Below are 18,716 nucleotides of genomic sequence, written 5' to 3'. Positions count from 1 at the left end.
GGACGCGTCTCGTCGTGTGACGCGCGCGAAGCGGCGCATCGCGTCCCTGAAAACGCTCGCACCTGCGATTCCAGGGACGCGAATCGTCGCGTGCGGCAGCCCGACGCGACGATTCGCGTCCCCGGAATCGGAGGCTCAGTCCGCGCGCACGAGCAGCTCGCCGACCTCGCAGTCGAGGGCGCGGCAGATGGCCGAGAGCGTCGAGTAGCGGATCGCGCGGGCGCGGTCGTTCTTGAGGATCGACAGGTTCACGACAGAGACCCCGACGAGCTCCGACAGGCGGGTCAGGGTCATGCCGCGGTCCGCGAGCAGTTCATCGAGGCGACAGTGGATGCCGGTGAGCTCGTCGTCTTCGGCGGGACTCACACGAGCCCCTTCACATCGTGCTGCAGGCGGGACCCGGACCGCAGCACCGCGGCGAGCACCGCGAACCCGAGGCCCACCGCGATCGGCCAGAACGGGAACGAGATCTGCACGGTCGCGGCAGGCACCCAGGCGTCGAACACGTTGTCGATGCCGGCGTAGTCGCCCTCCCACGAGCCGCCCTTGGACCCGAAGAGCTGCGTCGAGGCGATGCTCCCCGCGAGGTCGCCCACCACCTGCGCGGCGACGCCGCCGAAAGCGACGACGGCGCCGGTTGTGGCCGCCATCTTGGCGACGACGGGTGCGAACGCGGCTCCGGCGAGGAGGCGCGAGCACGCGACGACGACGAAAAGCGCGACGACGCCCGGGATCGCCCACGCAACCATCTGACTGATCGCCCAGAGCACGCGGGCGACGGCGCTCAGGCCCTCGACCGCCAGGGTGACGGTCGTGAAGCCCCCCGCGACGCGCGTCGCCTCGGTCTGCAGATCGACCGTGCTCGGAAGCTGCGGCCAGAACTCCTGGATCGGCATCGTGATCGACACGGCGGGGGAGAGCAACGGGATCAGAAGGTTCGCCAACGCGCCGATGGTCGCGAACACCAGCCACACGACGCCGACCGCGCGGGTCACGCGCACCAACGGCGCGGCATCGTCGCCGGATCGTCCCCGGCGCGCCGCCGCGAAGGCGAACACGACGATGGTTGCGACGATGAGCAGCACGGCGAGCACCGCGGCGATGGTCATGATCCGGGCCATATCCAGCCTCCATATCGAAAGTCGTTGTTATCGAGAAACGATATGGTTCCGTGCGGGTGCACGTCAAGACTCCGTCCTCGCGGATGCCGAACCCCGCCGCGCTTCGCATCGGGCACCGCGCACGCGGGCCGGTATGCCCACGGCGAACACGGGCATACCGGCATCCTCTGCTCGTTAGCCTCTACATACGACGCCATCGGTGCGTCAGTAGGAGGAGGGGACGATGTTCGAGAGATTCACAGACCGTGCACGTCGCGTGGTGGTGCTCGCCCAAGAAGAGGCGAAGATGCTGAACCACAACTACATCGGCACGGAGCACATCCTCCTCGGCCTGATCCACGAGGGCGAGGGTGTCGCCGCCAAGGCCCTCGAGTCGCTCGGCATCTCGCTCGACGCCGTGCGCGAGCAGGTCCAGGACATCATCGGCCAGGGCCAGCAGCAGCCGACGGGTCACATCCCGTTCACGCCGCGCGCCAAGAAGGTGCTCGAGCTGTCACTGCGCGAAGCGCTGCAGCTCGGCCACAACTACATCGGCACCGAGCACATCCTCCTCGGCCTCATCCGCGAGGGCGAGGGCGTCGCCGCCCAGGTGCTCGTCAAGCTCGGTGCAGACCTCAACAAGGTGCGCCAGCAGGTCATCCAGCTGCTCAGCGGATACCAGGGCAAGGAGCCCGCGGGTGTCGCGACCGGCGCCGGCGAGCAGGCCCAGGCCTCCGCTCAGGGCGGCTCGGCCGTGCTCGACCAGTTCGGCCGCAATCTCACGCAGGCCGCGCGTGACAACAAGCTCGACCCCGTCATCGGGCGCGAGAAGGAGATCGAGCGCGTGATGCAGATCCTCTCGCGCCGCTCGAAGAACAACCCTGTCCTGATCGGTGAGCCCGGCGTCGGCAAGACCGCCGTCGTCGAGGGCCTCGCGCAGGCGATCGTCAAGGGCGAGGTGCCCGAGACGCTCAAGGACAAGCAGGTCTACTCGCTCGACCTCGGGTCGCTCATCGCCGGATCCCGCTACCGCGGTGACTTCGAGGAGCGCCTGAAGAAGGTCACCAAGGAGATCCGCACGCGCGGCGACATCGTCGTCTTCATCGACGAGATCCACACCCTCGTGGGTGCGGGCGCCGCCGAGGGCGCGATCGACGCCGCCTCGATCCTCAAGCCGCTCCTCGCCCGCGGCGAGCTGCAGACGATCGGTGCCACGACGCTCGACGAGTACCGCAAGCACTTCGAGAAGGATGCCGCGCTCGAGCGCCGCTTCCAGCCGATCCAGGTCGCCGAGCCGAGCCTGCCGCACGCGATCAACATCCTCAAGGGGCTGCGCGACCGGTACGAGGCTCACCACAAGGTGCAGATCACCGACGGTGCCATCGTCGCCGCGGCGAACCTGTCCGACCGGTACGTGTCCGACCGCTTTCTGCCCGACAAGGCGATCGACCTGATCGATGAGGCCGGTGCGCGCCTGCGCCTGTCGATCCTGTCCAGCCCGCCGGAGCTCCGCGAGTTCGACGACAAGATCGCCAAGGTCCGCGAGGACAAGGAAGCCGCCAGCGAGGAGCAGGACTTCGAGAAGGCCGCCGCCCTGCGTGACGAGGAGAAGTCGCTGCTCGCTGAGCGCCTCCGCCTCGAGAAGCAGTGGCGCTCGGGCGACGTGGCATCGCACGCCATCGTCGACGAGGGTCTGATCGCAGAGGTGCTGGCGCAGGCCACCGGCATCCCGGTATTCAAGCTCACCGAGGAGGAGACCAGCCGTCTCGTCTTCATGGAGAAGGCCCTGCACCAGCGCGTCATCGGTCAGGAAGAGGCCATCGCGGCCCTCTCCCGCACGATCCGCCGTCAGCGCGCCGGCCTCAAGGACCCGAACCGTCCCTCGGGCTCGTTCATCTTCGCCGGACCCACCGGTGTCGGTAAGACCGAGCTGGCCAAGGCGCTCGCCGAGTTCCTCTTCGACGACGAGGGCGCGCTGATCTCCCTCGACATGTCGGAGTTCGGCGAGAAGCACACGGTCTCGCGTCTGTTCGGTGCCCCTCCCGGATTCGTCGGGTTCGAAGAGGGCGGCCAGCTCACCGAGAAGGTGCGCCGCAAGCCGTTCTCCGTGGTCCTGTTCGACGAGATCGAGAAGGCTCACCCCGACATCTTCAACTCGCTGCTGCAGATCCTCGAAGAGGGTCGACTGACCGACGGTCAGGGCCGTGTGGTCGACTTCAAGAACACCGTGATCATCATGACGACGAACCTCGGTTCGTCGGCGATCGCCGGTGGCCCGGTCGGCTTCCAGGTCGAGGGCAACTCGCAGACGACCTACGAGCGGATGAAGGGCAAGGTCGACGAGGAGCTGAAGCGCCACTTCAAGCCCGAGTTCCTCAACCGTGTCGATGACGTCATCGTCTTCCCACAGCTGAACAAGGACGAGCTGCGTCAGATCGTGACGCTCTTCACGAAGCGCCTGAGCGAGCGACTGCTCGACCGGGACATGACGGTGGAGCTCTCGGATGCCGCGAAGGACAAGCTCATCGAGATCGGGTTCGACCCGACACTCGGTGCCCGTCCGCTGCGCCGCGCCATGCAGCGCGAGGTCGAGGACCAGCTCTCCGAGCGGATCCTCCGCGGTGAGCTGACGTCGGGAGACCACGTGAAGGTTGACGCCGAGGCCGGGAAGTTCGTCTTCGAGACGACCCGCCAGGAAGGCCGCGAAGCGGTCGGGGTGGGCGCCGCGGGCGAGATCACCGCGAGCCCGGACATCATCGCCGGGTCGTAAGCGACACCAACGACAGGGGTCGGATGCCGAGAGGCGTCCGACCCCTTCGTCGTTCCCGCCGCGTGTACGCGATTGCAATGGATGCCGGGCGACACGCGGCATCCATTCCCCTGAGGCCGGGGTGTCGGGGATGATCCATTGCAATCCCGCACGAACGGCGAAAGGCCGGGGCGCCGAAGCGGCCCCGGCCCTTCGAGCCGTCCGGACTACTTGTCGCCGAAGACCTCACCCTCCATGGCGTCGTATCCCTCCTGCTGCGGGTTGCCGTGCGTCCCACCAGAGAGGGCGTACTCCTCCTCCGGGGAGAGAACCAGGCGGTGGCGGCCGTACACGGCGAACCCGACGAAGATCACCGCGTAGACCACGATGATGGCCACGATCGCGAGCAGATAGGTCGGGTTGAAGAGGAGCCCGAGGAACACGATCGCGGCGATGATTGCCGCCGAATAGGCGCCGAACAGACCCCAAGGGCTCTTGTACGGACGCGCGGCGTTCGGGAACTTCTTGCGCAGGATGATGAACGAGACCATCTGCAGGAAGTAGGCGAGCACCGCACCCCAGACGGCGATGTTCAAGACGATCGCGCCGGCGGGCGAGGCGTCACCACCCGCCGCCTGCACCACGACGAGCGCCAGGTAACCGATGACCGCGCCGACCACGAGGGCGACCCAGGGTGTCTGCGCCTTGCCCGTGAGGGAGAGCCAGCGGGGGTAGTAGCCGGCCCGCGACAGCGAGTACATGTTGCGCCCGTACGCGAACATGATGCCCATGAGGGAGGCAAGCAGGCCGATCAGCGCCAGCAGGGCGAGGATCGCCGCGGCCTGCGGCGGCAGGAACGCCTTGAAGCCGTCGAGCAACGGTTCGAGAGATGCTCCGGTCGCCTCGGCGCCGAGCACCCCGGTGTTGATGAAGAGCACGATCAGACCGGTGACGATGAGGGTTCCTCGAGCCCACAGGCCCGCGCGGGGGATGTCACGCGCGGGGTTGCGGGACTCCTCCGCGGCGAGGGGGAGCTCCTCGATGCCGAGGAAAAACCACATCGCGAACGGGAGGGCGAACAGGATCGCCCCGAATCCTTCGGGGAGGAACACCGACGCACCGGCGATGTCCGGGTTGGGTGCCTTGTCCCACAGCGAGCTCCAGTCGAACGCCCCGGATGCGAGCGCCATCACCCCGAAGATGACGATGATGGCGATGGATATCACCGAGACGACGATCGCGAATCCGAACGAGATCGCGGCACCCGCGGCGTTCAGGCCGATGAAGAGGGCGTAGAGAATCAGCCACCAGACCCACCCGGGAAGGCTGACCCCGGTCAGCAGGTAGAGCGCCTGATCGGCGTACGCGCCCGAGAAGTACACGACGACCGCCGTGGTCGCGACGTACTCGATCGTCTCGGCGAGCCCGGTCGCGAGCCCTCCCCAGGGCCCCATCGCCGATCGCGAGAACGAGTAGGCCCCACCGGTGTGCGGCATGGCCGCTGCCATCTCGCCGATCGAGAACGTGAGGCCGTAGTACATGAGCACGAGCAGGGCGAAGGCGATGAGCATGCCGCCGAAGCCGGCGAAGCCGATGCCGAAGTTCCAGCCCGAGAAGTCTCCCGAGATGACGGCGGCGACGGCGAGGCCCCAGAGTCCCCAGACACCGGCGGAGCGCTTCAACGTGCGTTTCTCGAAGTACCCCTCGCCGGCTCGCGCGTAGCTGACGCCGGCGACTTTCTGTGACGTGGTGCTCGGATTCGTCATGAGACCTCCTGGCTGCGGGTCGGCGCGCAGGGCGCCGTCGGGTCGGCGCGCTGGCCGCGCCTTGCGAATGAGTGTGGAGGTTATTGGTATGCCGTGTCTACCTTTGGCATGTAAGTTTCTCGTTACACGAACCGGCCGCGGTCTTCCGTCGGCGGAGAGGATGAGGGATGCCGGGCAACCTGACAGCGACTCAGCTCGAGGCCGCGATCGCCGCCGACGAGATCGACACCGTCATCGTCGCCTTCCCCGACGCGCAGGGACGGCTCGTCGGCAAGCGCGTGGCCGGACGATTCTGGGTCGACGAGGTCGCCGGTCACGGCGCCGAGGTCTGCGACTACCTGCTGTCCGTCGACGTCGACCTGAACACGGTCGACGGCTATGCGATGTCCGGGTGGGACAAGGGCTACGGCGACATGGTGCTCCGCCCCGACATGGATACCCTCAGGCGCATCCCCTGGCAGCCGGCGACAGCGCTCGTGATGGCCGAGCTCGAATACGTCGGCGGCGGATCGGTCGTGCAGTCGCCCCGAGGCATCCTCGGCGCCCAGCGTCAGAGGCTCGCAGAGAAGGGCCTCGTCGCCTACTCCGGCACGGAGCTCGAGTTCATCGTCTTCGACGACTCGTTCCGGGATGCCTGGGCCAAGCGCTACGTCGGGCTCCAGGCATCGACCGACTACAACGTCGACTACAACCTCCTCGCCACCACCCGTCTCGAGCCGCTGCTGCGCGACATCCGCCGCGGCATGGAGGGCGCGGGCCTGTACTGCGAGGGCGTGAAGGGCGAATGCCACGATGGCCAGCAGGAGATCGCGTTCCGATTCGCGGAGGTTCTCGAGACCGCCGACCAGCACACGATCTACAAGAACGGCGCGAAGGAGATCGCCGACGCGCACGGCAAGTCGCTGACCTTCATGGCGAAGTTCGACCAGCGCGAAGGCAACAGCTGCCACATCCACCTGTCGGTGCGCAGCGACGACGGTGACACCGTCATGGCGGGCGACGGCGAGTACGGGTTCAGCCCGCTCATGCAGCACTGGATCGCCGGCATCCTGGCGACGCTGCGCGAGTTCACGCTCCTCTATGCACCCACGATCAACTCCTACAAGCGGTTCGCGAAGGGCTCGTTCGCCCCGACGGGTATCGCCTGGGGTGTCGACAACCGCACGTGTGCGCTGCGCGTCGTCGGTCATGGATCCTCTCTGCGGGTCGAGAACCGCGTACCCGGCGGGGATGTGAACCCGTATCTGGCGATCTCGGCGATCATCGCGGGCGGCCTGCACGGCATCGAGAACGAGCTGGAGCTTCCCGCGCCGCTCACCGGGAACGCGTACGATTCCGACGTCGCGCATCTGCCGACGACCCTTCGCGAGGCTGCGGATCTGTTCGCGCAGTCCGAGGTCGCGCGCGCGGCGTTCGGCGACGATGTCGTGGCCCATTACCTGCACCAGGCGCGCATCGAGGTGGAAGCCTTCGACGCCGCCGTCACCGATTGGGAGCGCATCCGTGGCTTCGAACGACTCTGACCCCCGCCGTCCGGTCATCGGACTCACCACGTACCTCGAGCAGGCGAAGCAGGGCGTCTGGGACGTGCGTGCCAGCTTCCTGCCGCAGCAGTACTTCGACTCCGTGACCGCGTCGGGCGGGGTGGCCGTGCTGCTGCCTCCGCAGCCGTCCCCCGAGGCGGCCGCGTCGGCGGTGCTGGACGGGCTCGACGGCCTCATCCTCACCGGCGGGCTCGACGTGCAGCCCGAGCTGTACGGCGCCCCGCGGCATCCCCTCACCGATCCGGCGCGGGCTGACCGCGATGCGTGGGAGCTCGCGCTGCTCGCGGGGGCGCGGGAGCGCGGCATCCCGGTGTTCGGCATCTGCCGCGGACTCCAGCTCATCAACGTCGCTTACGGCGGCACCCTCCACCAGCACCTTCCCGAGGCGCTCGGAACGGAGCGCTACAAGATCGGTGGGGGCGTCTTCGCCGAGAACACCGTCGAGGTGGATGCCGACACGAAGCTGGCCGGCCTGCTCGGTGCGGGGCCGTTCGGCATCCACAGCTACCACCACCAGGGCGTCGACCGGGTCGGTGACGGGCTGGTGGTCACCGCCCGGACCGACGACGGTCTCGTGCAGGCGTTCGAGGCGCCGGGCGACGACTACCTCGTCGCCGTGCAGTGGCACCCCGAGGAGAACTCCGCCGACCGACGCCTCTTCCTGGGGCTCGTGGCCGCCGCCGACGCATACGCAGCCTCTCGCCGGGGGGTGCCCGCGTGAGCGCCTTCACCGTCCTGAACCCCGCCACCGGCGCCGCCGTGCGCGACGTCGAACTCGCTTCGGTGGAGCAGACGGATGCCGCGGTCGCGCGCGCCGTCCGCGCCCAGCGCGTGTGGGCGGAGCTCGCCCCCGTCGCCCGGGCCGACGCGCTGCGCCGCTTCGCGACCGTCGTCGAGGAGCACGTCGAAGAACTCGCCCAGCTCGAGCTGCTCGAGGCGGGTCATCCGATCTCGTCCGCCCGGTGGGAGGCATCACACGTCGCGCAGGTCCTGAACTACTACGCGGGTGCGCCGGAGCGACTCATCGGACGCCAGATCCCCGTGGCGGGCGGTCTCGACGTCACCTACCTCGAGCCGTACGGCGTGGTGGGGATCATCGTGCCGTGGAACTTCCCGATGACGATCGCCTCGTGGGGATTCGCGCCCGCGCTCGCCGCCGGCAACGCCGTGGTGCTCAAGCCCGCCGAGCTGACGCCGCTGACCGCGATGCGGCTCGGTGACCTCGCTGTCGAGGCAGGTCTCCCGGAGGGTGTCTTCACCGTCGTGCCGGGCGCCGGTCCCGTCGTCGGTGAGCGATTCGTGACGCACCCCGACGTCCACAAGGTCGTCTTCACCGGGTCGACGCGCGTGGGCACCCAGGTCGCCGCAGGCTGCGCGCGCGAGCTGAAGCCGGTCACGCTCGAACTGGGCGGGAAGAGCGCCAACATCGTCTTCGCCGACGCTGACCTCGAGGCCGCGGCTGCCGCCGTGCCGGGTTCCGTGTTCGACAACGCGGGGCAGGATTGCTGCGCCCGCAGTCGCCTGCTCGTGGAGCGCTCGGTGTACGACCGGTTCCTCGAGCTCGTCGAGCCCGCCGTCGCGGCATGGCGCGTCGGCGACCCGAACGACGAGGGCACCGAGATGGGACCGCTCATCTCGGCGGCGCAGCGCGACCGTGTCGCCTCGTATGTCGACGGCGCCGACGTCGCGTTCCGGGGGACCGCCCCGGACGGCGACGGATTCTGGTTCCCGCCGACCGTCGTCCTCGCCGGGCGGGACGAACGCATCGCGAAGGAGGAGGTCTTCGGACCGGTCGTCGCGGTGCTGCCGTTCGACGATGAAGCCGACGCGATCGCGCTCGCGAACGACACCGTCTACGGACTCGCCGGTTCGATCTGGACGCGTGACCTCGGCCGCGGCATCCGTGTCTCGCGCGGTGTGCGCAGCGGTGTCCTCTCCGTCAACTCGCACTCGTCGGTCCGGTACGCGACGCCGTTCGGCGGCATGAAGGCCTCGGGCCTCGGCCGCGAGCTCGGCCCCGACGCCGCCGAGCACTTCACCCAGACCAAGAACGTCTTCTACGCCACCCCCTGACCCACAGCAAGGACATCCGCATGGACCTCACTCAGCGTCTCCGCGACCGCGTCGCCATCGTCACCGGCGGTGCCAGCGGCATCGGTCTCGCCACCGCCCGTCGGTTCGCCGCCGAGGGCGCGCGCGTCGTCATCGCCGACCTCGACCCCGCATCGGGCGAACGCGCCGCCGCCGAGGTGAATGGTGTGTACCGCCAGGTCAACGTCGCCGACCAGGCATCCGTCGACGCGCTCTTCGACGGCGTCGCCGCCGACCTCGGATCGGTCGACATCGCCTTCAACAACGCCGGCATCTCGCCCGCCGACGACGACTCGATCGAGACGACCGAGCTGCCCGCGTGGGACAAGGTGCAGGACGTCAACCTCAAGAGCGTCTACCTCTGCTCGCGCGCGGCGCTGCGCCACATGGTGCCCGCCGGTAAGGGCTCGATCATCAACACGGCGTCGTTCGTCGCGCTGCTCGGCTCGGCCACGTCGCAGATCTCGTACACCGCGTCGAAGGGCGGCGTTCTCGCGATGACCCGCGAGCTCGGCGTGCAGTTCGCCCGGCAGGGCATCCGCGTCAACGCGCTCTGCCCGGGGCCGGTCAACACGCCGCTGCTCCGCGAACTCTTCGCGAAAGACCCCGAGCGCGCGCAGCGCCGACTCGTGCACGTCCCGATGGGACGCTTCGCCGAGCCCGAGGAGCTCGCCGCGGCGGTCGCGTTCCTGGCATCCGACGACGCGTCGTTCATCACCGCGAACGCGTTCGTCGTCGACGGCGGCATCACGAACGCATACGTGACCCCGCTCTGACCCATGCCCGACCACCCGCCGCCGCACAGTCTCGGTCGCACCGTCTACCGGCCGGTGCGCGGCGGGAATGCGCTCGAAGACACCGTCGCCCGGCTCGTCCAGACGGTGCGTCTCGGCGTGGTCGCGCCGGGGGAGTCGCTCCCCTCCGAGCGCGATCTCGCCGAGCGGTACGGCGTGAGCCGCGACACGGTGCGCCAGGCCATCGCGGAGCTCGCCGATGCGGGTTTCGTGGTGCGCCGACGGGGGCGGTACGGCGGCACCTTCGTGGCCGACCCCCTTCCGCGTCCCGCCGAGCCGGTCCCGATCGACCGCGCCGAGCTCGATGACGTCCTCGGCCTCCGCCGAGTGCTCGAGGCGGGGGCGGCGCGCGCTGCGGCATCCCTCGATCTGACGGATGCCGCGCGGTCCAGCCTCCACGAACGGCACGCTGCTGTCGCCGGCGCCGAGGAGTCCGACTACCGGCGCCTCGATTCGCTTCTGCATCTCACGATCGCCGAGGTCAGCGGCATCCCGTCGCTCCTGCCGCTCGTGGTCGAGAACCGGGCGCGCATCAACGCCTGGCTCGACACGTTCCCCCTGCTGCCGCGCAACATCGAGCACTCGGACGCCCAGCACGAGCGCATCGTGGGTACGATCCTCGGGGGTCGGCCGGATGCCGCCGAGGCGGCGGTGCTCGATCATCTCGCCGGGTCGGAGGCGCTGCTGCGCGGCTTCCTGACCTGAGGGCGCGCGCTGCCTGTGGTGGTGATTGCAATGGATGCCGCGCGACACGCGGCGTCCGCCCGTCTGTCGACGGCGTGTCGAGCGCGATCCATTGCATCCGCGAACGCGACGCGACCGCACAGACTCAGCCGACGGGGGCGACGTCCACCTGCACGCGCAGGGTCGAGGTCTTCGCCTCGGTGAAGATGATCCCCTTCACGGGCGAGACGTCGCCGTAATCGCGACCCCACGCCACCGTGACGTACCGGTCGTCCGCCCATTGGTCGTTCGTGGGATCGATGGCGAGCCACTGGTCGGTGCCGGGAAGCCACACCGCCAGCCAAGCGTGGGACGCATCGGCGCCGAAGACCCGTTCCTTGCCCGGTGGCGGTTGCGTCGCGAGATAGCCCGACACGTATCGCGCCGCGACGCCGTGGGCGCGCAAGCAGGCGAGGGCGACGTGCGCGAAGTCCTGGCAGACGCCGGCGCGTGCCTCGAGCGCGTCGGCGACCGTGCTGGTCACGGTCGTCGCGGTCTTGTCGTAGTCGAAGTCGCGGAAGATCCGCCGCATCAGGTCGGTCGCCGCCTCGCCGATCCGCCGGCCCGGCGTCAACGAAACCGCACCGTATGCAGTGGCTGCAGCCACGTGCCGGGCCCGGTCCGACTCGAGCGCGTACTCGGTCGCCTGCCACGCTCCCGGCAGCTCGGGGTGGTGGAGGGGGCGGGCGAGCTCCCACGGCGCCGCGAGGGCGGCGGCGTCGTAATCGGGGGTGGCGACGGTCACCTCGCTGGTCGACTCGATGGTGAGCGCCTCGTGGGGATCGGTGACGTGGAAGTATGTCGACGAGTTGCCGAAGTAATCCACGTCGGGCGAGATGTCGCCCGGGGAGGGCGCCACCGTCACCTCGGATGCCGTGACCTGCTGCCACGGCAAATCGCGTGGCGTGAGGTGGAACTGGCCCACGCTGTCGTGCACCGCGTCGCTGTACGTGTACGCCGTGCGATGCCACACCCGGTAGCGCTTCACGGTCGCACCTCGATGAGCGAGATCTCGTCCAGCGACATCGGCGGGGGGCCGGCCTCGAAGTGGAGGTGCCCGATGGCATCCGACAGCTGTTCGAGCTGTGCGACGACCTCGGTGAGCGCCTCGGTCAGCCGGGGGCGATGACCGCCGTCGACGAGGGTCAGCTCGGCCGCGTCGATCTCGGCCAGCCACGTCTCCAGCTGGTCGAGGAGCCGTTCGGCACGACTGCTTCCCGTCGAAGCGGGAAGCGCCGCCAGGTGGGACCGGAGTGCGGCGAGCGAGAAGGCCAGCGAGCGCGGGTTGTCGGGATCGAGGAGGAGCAGCTCGGCGACGTCGGCTGCGCGAGTCGTGCCCCGGTAGCGGCGACGGTGGGTGACGACGCTCTCCGCCGTCACGAGCAGCGACTCGAGGACATCGCGGTCCGCGCGCACCGAGCGGGGTGTCGCGAGGGTGTCGGCGAGTAGGCGGGACAGTTGGATGCCGCGTTCGAGATACCGACCGGCCTCGATCATGTGCCACCCGGCGTCACGGATCATGTTCGCGGTGACGCCGTACAGCGACAGCATCGCCGCCAGCATGCGGCCGGCGGATTCGGCGGTCCGATGCGGATGAGGCGAGCTCCGCAAGGCGCGCATCGCTCGCTCGATGTTCGAGAACACCCGCCAGGTGTCGCCGGAGAGCTGATCGCGGACGCCCTCCATCGCGTCGCGCAGCCTCGCGATCGAATGCGCCGCCGATCCCGGCCGGGCGGCCTGCAGGAGGAGCGAGCGGAACTCGAGCTCGGGATCCTCCTCGCGGCGCCCGGCGAGGGAGGCGAGCGCCGACAGGAGGACCTGGACGGCGTCGCGCGTCCGGGCCGCGCTGTGCGCGCCGGGCTGATCGAGCGTGGCCTGCGTGGCCAGCACCAGACGCAGCAGGTCTTCGGTGCGCTCCGCGTAGCGGCCGGTCCAGAACATGTCCGACAGGGCGCGGGGCGAGAACGCGGGGTCGCTGCGGGTCGTCGGAAGCGATGCGACGTCTGTCAGGCCCTGGTCGGCGTCGCCCTCGTCGGCCTTCAGGACCCACACGTCCTTCGTGCGCGGCGCGGCATCGCCGGCGCCCTGCACCGTCGCGAGGCCCCCGACGAGCGGCCGGTAGGTCGAGCCGAAGCGGATCGCGAAGCCGCGCAGGGTGATCGGCAGAGCGGATGCCGCGCCGCCGCCGCCCCAAACGGGGGCCTGCGACAGGGGGAGACGCTGCTGCGCCGCGAACCGGTGTGGCTCCGAGGCGATCCGCTCGACGAGCTCCTCGGGACGGAGCGCGAGCGCGCGACGGGGGTCGTCGATGAGGCGGACGTCGAGATCGGGGTCGCCGGCCTGCACCCGCGGGAGCACGTCGCGGCGCGCGTCCGGATCGCCGAGCCACCAGGTGGGCACGGAGGGAAGCCGCAGCTGCTCGCCGAGGAGGTGCTCGCAGACCGCGGGCAGGTAGGGCAGGAGCGCGGGATTCTCGAGTACGCCGGCACCGAGCCCGTTGACGAGCCGCACCCGGCCCCGGCGCGCGGCCTCCGCGAGCCCGGCGACGCCCAGCCGCGATCCCGCGCGCAGCTCGAGGGGGTCGCACCATTCGGCATCCACTCGGCGGAGGATGACGTCGACGCGTTCCGCCGGCGTCTTGGCGGGCCAGCCGGCGGGCTTCATCCACACGCTCCCGTCCCGAACGACGAGGTCGCTGCCCTGCACGAGGGGGAAGCCGAGGGCGTTGGCGAGGAAGGCCTGATCGAAGGCGGTCTCCGACAGTGGGCCGGGGGAGAGCACGACGATCCGCGGGTGGGGGCGCTCTTCTGGCGCGGCGGCGATGAGGGCCGCGCGCAGAGCCGCGAAGTACGGATCCATCCGGTGGAGCGCGTCCTCGTCGAGGAGGTCGGGCAGCACCTGCGAGATGACCCGGCGGTTCTCCGCGGCGTAGCCCAGGCCGGACGGTGCTTGCACCCGATCGGCGAGGACGTGCCACTCGCCCGCCGCATCGCGTCCGAGGTCGGCGGCCGAAAGGAGCAGCGGCGTGCGGTCGGGCGCGCCCTCTGTCGATGCCCGGCGCGCGGCGGCGCGGACGAAGCCGGAGTGACCGACGACGGCTGCGGCGGGGATGAGCCGATCGCGCAAGACGGTCTGCTCGCCGTACAGGTCGACCAGGAGCGCGTTGAGGAGTTCCGCCCGCTGAGCGAGTCCTACCTCGATGCGCGACCATCCCGCCGCGTCGAGCACGAACGGCATCGGGTCGAGCCGCCACGGCTGGAGGTCGTCGCCCGCGCGGGCGTACGAGACGCCGTCGTCGGCGAGAAATCGCACGATCTCCCCGTCGACGCGGGTGATCTCCTCGCGGGTGAGCCCGAGGGCGAGCGAGGCGAGCGAGCGCCAGGCGGGCCGGAGCGTGCCGTCGGCGTCGACGACCTCGTCGTAGCGCGCGGTCGACGCGAATGGCAGCGTCGGCTGCGACACGGCCGTGGCGTAGTCACGGAGCACACTCACTCGGGGTCCCCTCCCTGACTCCAGCGTAGGGGGCGTTGGGTGCTCGCCCTGCGTGCGCGGCGCCTGCGCTGGCGGGAGCAATACAGTGGAGCGCATGACTTCTCCGGGCGAGGATCCCGCATTCGAGGTGCGGCAGGCGCGCACGTCGGACGTGCCCGGCATCCTCGAGCTGCTCGAGCCGTGGGTGACCAAGCGCATCCTGCTCGGAAAAGAGCGGGTGACGCTGTACGAGACCGTTCAGGAGTTCGTCGTGGCCGAGTCGGCCGGGCGGCTGGTGGGGTGCGGCGCTCTGCACGTCATGTGGGAGGACCTGGGCGAGATCCGCACGCTGATCGTCGCGGACGACTGGCTGCACCGCGGGGTGGGCGGCGCCGTCGTCGACCGGCTGGAGCGCAACGCCCGCACCCTGGGACTGACGCGGCTGTTCTGCCTCACGTTCGAGGTGCCGTTCTTCTCCCGCCGCGGTTTCGAGACGATCGGTGAGCAGGTCGTGGCACCCGACGTGTACTCGCAGCTGCTGCGGAGTCCCGACGAGGGCGTTGCGGAGTTCCTCGATCTCGCCCACGTGAAGCCCAACACGCTGGGCAACACCCGCATGCTCAAGCAGTTGTAGGCGCGCCGGACGAGGGTCTGAGGGGGCGCCGCTTAGCCTGGACGCGTGAGCAGCACACCCCCGCGACGCCGGCCCTCGCCGGCTGTGTACCGCCGTCGGCGGCTGGTCGTGGTGCTCCTCGCGCTCCTGGTGGTGGGCGGCATCGTCGCGCTGGTCATCTGGCAGCCGTGGCGGTCGTGGCTGGATGCCGCGGCGTCGGGGCCCTCGCCCGCACCGGCATCCTCGTCTGCACCTGCCTCGCCGACGGCGTCCTCGGGGTCCGCATCCCCGTCTGCGACGTCCGCACCGGCCGAGCCCGACCCGGAGTCGTCGGATCCCGCGGACGCCGAGGGCGATGAGCCGGAGGTGCTGCCGTGCACGACCAGCGATGTCACGGTGAGCGCCATCGCCGACAAGAGCGCGTACGGCACGGGGGAGCTGCCGAAGCTCTCGATCCAGCTCGTCAACGACACCGAGTTCCCCTGCCTCATGAACGTGGGCACCACCGCGCAGGCCTTCGAGATCACGAGCGGGAGCGACACGTGGTGGCGGTCGACGGACTGCCAGTCCGAGCCGAGCGATCAGGTGGTGCAGCTGAACGGTGGGCAGACGGTCACGAGTGCGGAGCCGCTCGTCTGGGACCGCACGCGCTCGTCCGCGGACGATTGCGACGGGCAGCGGCAGAGCGCTCTGCCCGGGTGGTACAACCTCACGGTCTCGATCGGCGGGATCGAGTCGGTGGAGCCGGCGCAGTTCACCCTGCGCTGACGTGGACCCCTTCCCGTCGCTCCGGAGCGCGCGCTTCCTGAGAACATTCTCATCTTCGAAGTCGTGGTTCGGGGTTCCCTCATCTGCCATCCCGCGTAGCCTGGTGTCAGCTCCCGGCGGAGCCCCCGTTGTCCCCAGCATCGGAGTCCCGTCAAACCCCAGAGACAGGACGCCTGGATCACCGCCGGTGAGCAATGGGCCCTCTCGACTTCCCCAGTCCCCAATGGGGAGTTCGAGAGGGCCCCACACGTTAACCCCCGGCGCCAGGTCTTCGGCGTTCAGGCTCGGGCCGCGATCGTAGGCTGGTATCCATGGCCGGCAAGAAGCGAGACAAGAAGCCGCTCGAGTTCCGCAACACGCAGCTCGCGGACGCCCTGCAGACGCAGGACATGGCGGCGCTCGCGTTCGCGCTCCGGCACGGGCCGACGGTGGTCCCGCTCCTGCGCCCCGGTCAGCGCGACGACCCCCGCGACGACGGCGAGGTGTGGACCTATCGGGATCCGAACACCGGCGACGTCGCCCTTCTGCTGTTCAGCGATGCGGCGAACAAGCCGGCGGCGCTCCCGCCAGGTGTCGGGCTGCAGTCACCGGCGTGGCTGCGGGCCTTCCTGGGAACCCACGGCGACCAGATCACGACGGTCTTCTTCGACATCGCGGGACCGCACGCGATGCAGGCGTCGCCCGTCGATCTCCTCGCCGCGCTCGAGGCCTGAACCGATCAGAACCCCGGCTCGTCGCCCGGTGTCGGCGCGTGGTGCCGGCTGCGTTCGGCGAGTGCGGCGCGCAGCGTGCCCGCTGCCGCGTCGATGACGGCCCCGTACCCCAGACGGGCGGCTTCGCTGCGGCGCTGATCGTGCTGGGTGACGCGGCGGATCTCGCCCGACAGGCTGAGCTCGCCGATCGCCGCGACGCCGGCGGGATTGGGCCGCTCGGATGCCGCGCTGGCGATGGCGAGCGCGATCGCGAGGTCGGCAGCGGGCTCGGTGAGTCTGACGCCACCGACCGTCGAGACGTAGACGTCCTGGTCGGACAGGGTGATGCCGGCGCGCTTCTCGAGCACGGCGAGCACCATCGCCACTCGTGCCCCGTCGACGCCGCTGACGATTCGCCGCGGGTTCGGCGCTGTTGTGCGGAGGGTGAGTGCCTGCACCTCGACCGGGAGTGCGCGCCGTCCCTCGAGGGCGACCGTCACGCACGTGCCGGGTTCGCTCCGGCGGTTGCTGAGGAAGAGGGAGCTCGGATCGGGCACTTCGGCGATGCCGTCGCCGGTCATGTCGAAGCAGCCGACTTCGTCGGTCGCACCGAAACGGTTCTTCAGCGCGCGCACGAAGCGGAGGGAGGTCTGCCGGTCGCCCTCGAAGTGGCAGACGACGTCGACGAGATGCTCGAGGACGCGGGGGCCGGCGACCTGGCCGTCCTTCGTGACGTGCCCGACGATGATGACGGGCAGGTCACGCTCCTTCGCGACGCGGATGAGGGTGGATGCCACTTCGCGCACCTGGCTGGGTTGCCCGGCGGCTCCGTCGATGAGCGAGGACGACACGGTCTGCACCGAGTCCACGATGAGGAGGTCGGGACGCACGTCGTCGATGTGGCCGAGGGTGGTCGCCAGGTCGGTCTCGCTGGCGAGGTAGAGCTCGTCGTGGAGGGCGCCTGTGCGCTCGGCGCGGAGGCGGACCTGGCTCAGTGACTCCTCCGCGCTCACGTAGAGGACGCGACGGCCGGAACGGGCGCTCTGGGCTGCCACCTCGAGGAGCAGCGTCGACTTGCCGACGCCCGGTTCGCCGGAGAGGAGGATGGCGGCGCCCGGCACCACGCCACCGCCGAGCACGCGGTCGAACTCTCCGACGCCGCTCGTGCGCCGCGGGGTCTCGCGGGTGTCGATCTGGGTGATCGGGCGCGCGCTGCGCGTCGGGGCCAGGGGCGTCACCGACGCGGTGATGCCGGTCTGCGTCGACGACTCGACGACGGTGCCCCACTGCTGGCATTCGCCGCAGCGACCCACCCACTTCGCCGTCGTCCACCCGCACTCCGTGCAGCGGAAGGCGGCAGTCGGTGCGGGACGACGAGAAGCCATGCGAGCCAGGCTATCTGCGGCGTCGGACATCGGGGCGCGCTCTGCGCCCCGAAGCGATCAGCGCAGCGAGTCGGCGACGTCGCGGAGGGCTCCCGCCGACCGCCGGAGCAGCCCGAGCTCGTCGTCCGAGAACGCTGTGCCGTGGATCGGCTTCGCGCCCGCGCTGCTGACCACCGACGGCACGGACAGGGCCACGCCGTCGATGCCGTGGAATCCGCTGAGCACCGTGGAGACGGGCATGACGGCGTGCTGGTCGCCGAGGATCGCCTCCACGATCCGCGCGCTCGAGAGGCCGATCGCGTAGTTCGTCGCCCCCTTGCCGCGGATCACCGTGTAGGCGGCATCCCGCACGTCCACCGCGATGCCGTCGAGCTCTTCCTTCGTGAAGCGCGGCTGACCGTCGAGCGGCTCCCAGTCCAGAATCGGGACCGTGCCGATCGTGGCGTGCGACCAGAGCGGGAACTCGGTGTCGCCGTGCTCGCCGATGATGTGGGCGTGCACGCTCGACGTCGAGACGCCGGCGCGCTGCGCGAGCTTCCACCGCAGCCGCGAGGTGTCGAGCACGGTGCCCGAGGCGAAGATCCGCTCGGGAGGCAGGCCGGTCGTCTCCTGACCGATCACGGTGAGGACGTCGCAGGGGTTCGTGACGATGACGTAGACGGCGTTCGGTGCGACCTCCAGCAGCTGCGGGAGCATCTTTCGCAGGATGCCGGCGTTCACACCTGCCAGTTCGGTGCGGGTCTGGCCCGGGTTCTGCTTCGCACCCGCCGTGATGACGACGACGTGCGAGCCGGCGGCGACCGAGATGTCCGCCGCGCCGATGATGTCGCTCGAACCGGTGAACTGGGCGCCGTGGGCGAGGTCGAGGACCTCGGCTTCGACCTTCTCGGCGGCGATGTCGTACAGCGCGACGTGACGGGCCGAACCTCGGATGAGGGCCGCGTAGGCCACGCTGGAGCCGACCGCTCCCGCCCCGACGACGGTGAGTTTCGAGTTCTCGATGACGCTCATACCGTCAGT

General features: G+C 69.9%; 16 protein-coding genes. 9 read left to right on the top strand and 7 right to left on the bottom strand.

The features are described 5' to 3' along the window. Nucleotides 1–135: 135 nt before the first annotated feature. Both BKA24_RS00130 and BKA24_RS00125 read right to left on the bottom strand, forming a co-directional pair. The gene (locus BKA24_RS00130) at nt 136–366 is read right to left on the bottom strand and encodes a helix-turn-helix domain-containing protein (protein WP_184214111.1); all 231 of its coding nucleotides are present in this window, start codon (nt 364–366) and stop codon (nt 136–138) included. After that, entirely contained in the window at nt 363–1,121 is a 759-nt protein-coding gene (locus BKA24_RS00125; protein ID WP_184214109.1) for a hypothetical protein, read from the bottom strand. Before BKA24_RS00125 ends, BKA24_RS00130 begins: the two co-directional genes overlap by 4 nt. A 223-nt stretch (nt 1,122–1,344) precedes the next feature. On the opposite strand from BKA24_RS00125, the gene BKA24_RS00120 reads away from it, so the two are divergent. After that, nucleotides 1,345–3,870, top strand: a complete 2,526-nt coding sequence (locus tag BKA24_RS00120) for an ATP-dependent Clp protease ATP-binding subunit (RefSeq protein ID WP_184214107.1) — start codon at nt 1,345–1,347, stop codon at nt 3,868–3,870. A gap of 206 nt (nt 3,871–4,076) precedes the next feature. Here BKA24_RS00120 and BKA24_RS00115 read toward each other — a convergent pair whose 3' ends face one another. Next, nucleotides 4,077–5,615, bottom strand: coding sequence for an amino acid permease (locus tag BKA24_RS00115; protein ID WP_184214105.1), 1,539 nt, complete (start codon nt 5,613–5,615; stop codon nt 4,077–4,079). A 167-nt stretch (nt 5,616–5,782) separates the two neighbouring features. Between BKA24_RS00115 and BKA24_RS00110 the strand changes: the two genes are divergently transcribed. The 5 genes from BKA24_RS00110 to BKA24_RS00090 are packed head-to-tail and all read left to right on the top strand — an operon-like array spanning nt 5,783 to nt 10,749. After that, entirely contained in the window at nt 5,783–7,138 is a 1,356-nt protein-coding gene (locus tag BKA24_RS00110; protein WP_184214103.1) for a glutamine synthetase family protein, read from the top strand. Then, a complete protein-coding gene (locus tag BKA24_RS00105; protein ID WP_184214101.1) occupies nt 7,119–7,880 on the top strand; it encodes a gamma-glutamyl-gamma-aminobutyrate hydrolase family protein in 762 nt (253 codons plus the stop codon). Before BKA24_RS00110 ends, BKA24_RS00105 begins: the two co-directional genes overlap by 20 nt. Continuing rightward, entirely contained in the window at nt 7,877–9,232 is a 1,356-nt protein-coding gene (locus BKA24_RS00100; RefSeq protein ID WP_184214099.1) for an aldehyde dehydrogenase family protein, read from the top strand. The genes BKA24_RS00105 and BKA24_RS00100 overlap by 4 nt, the downstream gene beginning before the upstream one ends. 20 nt (nt 9,233–9,252) lie before the next feature. Continuing rightward, on the top strand, nt 9,253–10,026 hold the full coding sequence (locus tag BKA24_RS00095) for a 3-oxoacyl-ACP reductase (RefSeq protein WP_184214097.1): 774 nt from the start codon (nt 9,253–9,255) through the stop codon (nt 10,024–10,026). Between the two features lie 3 nt (nt 10,027–10,029). Beyond that, entirely contained in the window at nt 10,030–10,749 is a 720-nt protein-coding gene (locus BKA24_RS00090; protein ID WP_184214095.1) for a FadR/GntR family transcriptional regulator, read from the top strand. Nucleotides 10,750–10,873: 124 nt separating this feature from the next. On the opposite strand, the gene BKA24_RS15835 is transcribed toward BKA24_RS00090, so the two are convergent. Continuing rightward, complete coding sequence (locus BKA24_RS15835; protein ID WP_184214093.1) at nt 10,874–11,755, bottom strand: transglutaminase N-terminal domain-containing protein; 882 nt, start codon at nt 11,753–11,755, stop codon at nt 10,874–10,876. Then, nucleotides 11,752–14,259 carry a circularly permuted type 2 ATP-grasp protein gene (locus BKA24_RS00080; protein WP_184214092.1) on the bottom strand — a complete coding sequence of 836 codons (2,508 nt, stop codon included), beginning with the start codon at nt 14,257–14,259 and terminating at the stop codon, nt 11,752–11,754. The genes BKA24_RS15835 and BKA24_RS00080 overlap by 4 nt, the downstream gene beginning before the upstream one ends. Before the next feature lie 94 nt (nt 14,260–14,353). Between BKA24_RS00080 and BKA24_RS00075 the strand changes: the two genes are divergently transcribed. From BKA24_RS00075 to BKA24_RS00065, 3 genes are all read left to right on the top strand, one after another. Beyond that, nucleotides 14,354–14,872, top strand: a complete 519-nt coding sequence (locus BKA24_RS00075) for an amino-acid N-acetyltransferase (RefSeq protein WP_184214091.1) — start codon at nt 14,354–14,356, stop codon at nt 14,870–14,872. 45 nt (nt 14,873–14,917) lie between these two features. Beyond that, nucleotides 14,918–15,619 (top strand): hypothetical protein, encoded by a 702-nt coding sequence (locus BKA24_RS00070; protein ID WP_343065794.1) that lies wholly within the window; start codon nt 14,918–14,920, stop codon nt 15,617–15,619. A 311-nt stretch (nt 15,620–15,930) separates the two neighbouring features. Continuing rightward, a complete protein-coding gene (locus BKA24_RS00065) occupies nt 15,931–16,332 on the top strand; it encodes a dehydrogenase (protein ID WP_184214090.1) in 402 nt (133 codons plus the stop codon). A 5-nt stretch (nt 16,333–16,337) separates the two neighbouring features. Here the strand turns inward: BKA24_RS00065 and radA are convergent, their stop codons facing one another. Both radA and BKA24_RS00055 read right to left on the bottom strand, forming a co-directional pair. Next, nucleotides 16,338–17,696 (bottom strand): DNA repair protein RadA, encoded by a 1,359-nt coding sequence (radA, locus tag BKA24_RS00060; protein ID WP_184214089.1) that lies wholly within the window; start codon nt 17,694–17,696, stop codon nt 16,338–16,340. Between the two features lie 57 nt (nt 17,697–17,753). Further along, a complete protein-coding gene (locus BKA24_RS00055) occupies nt 17,754–18,707 on the bottom strand; it encodes an L-lactate dehydrogenase (protein WP_184214088.1) in 954 nt (317 codons plus the stop codon). Nucleotides 18,708–18,716 lie beyond the last annotated feature (9 nt).

This window comes from Microbacterium marinum, assembly GCF_014204835.1.
Classification (GTDB): Bacteria; Actinomycetota; Actinomycetes; order Actinomycetales; family Microbacteriaceae; genus Microbacterium; species Microbacterium marinum.
Note: the sequence above shows the minus strand (reverse complement) of the source record. Positions and strands in the feature narration are given on the sequence as shown.

What these genes read in the sequence shown, in the direction of transcription:
- BKA24_RS00090 (WP_184214095.1), top strand. Translation starts at nt 10,030, where the DNA reads ATGCCCGACCACCCGCCGCCGCACAGTCTCGGTCGCACCGTCTACCGG.
- BKA24_RS00095 (WP_184214097.1), top strand. Translation starts at nt 9,253, where the DNA reads ATGGACCTCACTCAGCGTCTCCGCGACCGCGTCGCCATCGTCACCGGC.
- radA (WP_184214089.1), bottom strand. Translation starts at nt 17,696, where the DNA reads ATGGCTTCTCGTCGTCCCGCACCGACTGCCGCCTTCCGCTGCACGGAG.
- BKA24_RS00115 (WP_184214105.1), bottom strand. Translation starts at nt 5,615, where the DNA reads ATGACGAATCCGAGCACCACGTCACAGAAAGTCGCCGGCGTCAGCTAC.
- BKA24_RS00065 (WP_184214090.1), top strand. Translation starts at nt 15,931, where the DNA reads ATGGCCGGCAAGAAGCGAGACAAGAAGCCGCTCGAGTTCCGCAACACG.
- BKA24_RS00075 (WP_184214091.1), top strand. Translation starts at nt 14,354, where the DNA reads ATGACTTCTCCGGGCGAGGATCCCGCATTCGAGGTGCGGCAGGCGCGC.
- BKA24_RS00055 (WP_184214088.1), bottom strand. Translation starts at nt 18,707, where the DNA reads ATGAGCGTCATCGAGAACTCGAAACTCACCGTCGTCGGGGCGGGAGCG.
- BKA24_RS00125 (WP_184214109.1), bottom strand. Translation starts at nt 1,121, where the DNA reads ATGGCCCGGATCATGACCATCGCCGCGGTGCTCGCCGTGCTGCTCATC.
- BKA24_RS00120 (WP_184214107.1), top strand. Translation starts at nt 1,345, where the DNA reads ATGTTCGAGAGATTCACAGACCGTGCACGTCGCGTGGTGGTGCTCGCC.
- BKA24_RS00110 (WP_184214103.1), top strand. Translation starts at nt 5,783, where the DNA reads ATGCCGGGCAACCTGACAGCGACTCAGCTCGAGGCCGCGATCGCCGCC.